A 1,548-nucleotide genomic window follows, 5' to 3' on the forward strand; every position below is an offset into this window, starting at 1 on the left:
CGGTAAAGGCATCTGCAGCGGCGAGCTTTTCGACGTAGAGCATCAGGTGGGCGGCGCGTTCCAGGGCTTCTTCAATGGGTACGCCGGCGTTAACGGAAAACAGCGGTGCGCTGTCCATTTGGTCGAAAGGTTGGTGAGTGGTTACAGCGTTTGACTCATTCATAACAATAAATCTCTTCGTGGGTTGAAGGACTACCTCCCTTTGCGACCAAGCAAAATAGGAGGCAGCTGTACGCAGGTTGGTCGACCGGCCACGAAGAAAACCGGCACACCCGAAGGTGTCCCACGCACAACCGCCATAGAGCAGCGGTAAAACGCCTACTTCTTATAGCAGGCGCGTGCGCTTTCGACGTGTACTTCCCGGCGACCAAACCGGGTCGCTGACATTCAGCGACGGGCAACTGTAGGCCAGGGGCACGCGGGAAATATGTCGGCTCTGGCGGGCAGGCGCGAAAGATGGAGGCTACAAATGGTGGGCGAAACGCAGATGCGGGCGGTGTGTCGGCCCATAGCGTTGCTGCGCGCAGCCAACCCTAGGCGCGCTGTGCTAGTGCGCTGAGTTGGCTGCCAGCCAGGTTGCGGCGCGGGCTAAATCGTCCAGGGTGTCGATATCCGAAACGATGCCCAGGTCATCCAGGTCCAGCTGTAACACGTGGTCCGCTCGCCGTGAGCGCACCACGCTGGCCGCGCCCTTTTCTCCGGTAAGCGCCGCCAGTTGGGTAAAACATTCGGCATTAAAACCCACTGGATGGCCTTGCTGGCCCTGGTAAAACGGCAGCACCACGGCGTGTTCGGCCAAGGCTTGCGCCACCTGCTGCAAGCTATGTGACGTGATTAGCGGCAAATCACCGGGGAGCACCAGCCAGCCGTTGGCGTGCTCGGTGGCGCGCACCCCGGCGGCAATTGAGTCGCCCATGCCCTGCCCCTCTGCCGAACGCACTACATGCCAGGCCAGGCCGGAGGCTTCGACTGCGCGCAGTACGTGGTCTAACACCGTCCTACCTAACAAGTTGGCCTGCAGTTTATTTACCTGCCCGCCCGAGGCGAAAAAGCGCGTGGCTCGCCCGGCGGCGAGTACCAAAACAACCGGGGCGTTGAGGTTGACTTGGACCATCAGTAAGAACCTTTTATGCCGGAAATAGGGCTATTACAGGTGAGCAGTGGAGCGATGGTGCGTGGGGCGGCTTAGCCGCCGTCAGCTTTTTTCCCGCCTCGCTTCTCCTGTTTGGCCTTATACATGGCTTTGTCGGCCGTATCGATGAGTTGCGCGACGGTGTCACCATCTTTAGGGAAGTAACTCACACCGATACTTACGCCGATGTGCAGGGTGTGGCCGTCTATTTCGAACGGCTGGGCGATGGCGGTGGTGATTTTTTCGATAAGGTTTTCCAGGCGGCTACCGCTGAGTTGCGGTACCAAGGCAATAAACTCGTCGCCACCCAAACGGCCCAGCACGTCGGTGCGGCGAATGGTGCTCAAGGCCCGTTGCGCGACCGAAACCAGCAGTTTGTCGCCGAGTTGATGGCCGTAGGTGTCGTTTACGTATTT

General features: G+C 59.3%; 3 protein-coding genes. All 3 read right to left on the reverse strand.

Going from position 1 to position 1,548, the window contains the following annotated elements; genetic code table 11:
* Positions 1-163 (reverse strand): DUF3077 domain-containing protein (locus AAAB16_RS01150; RefSeq protein WP_340661679.1); only part of this gene is annotated, 163 nt, incomplete at its 3' end.
* A gap of 384 nt (positions 164-547) precedes the next feature.
* Positions 548-1,114, reverse strand: coding sequence for a nucleotidyltransferase family protein (locus AAAB16_RS01155; protein WP_340661677.1), 567 nt, complete (start codon positions 1,112-1,114; stop codon positions 548-550).
* Between the two features lie 71 nt (positions 1,115-1,185).
* The coding region (locus AAAB16_RS01160; RefSeq protein ID WP_340661678.1) for a GGDEF domain-containing protein at positions 1,186-1,548 on the reverse strand (363 nt) is incomplete at its 5' end.

The sequence above is a fragment of the Pseudomonas sp. genome (assembly GCF_037994325.1).
GTDB lineage: Bacteria > Pseudomonadota > Gammaproteobacteria > Pseudomonadales > Pseudomonadaceae > Aquipseudomonas.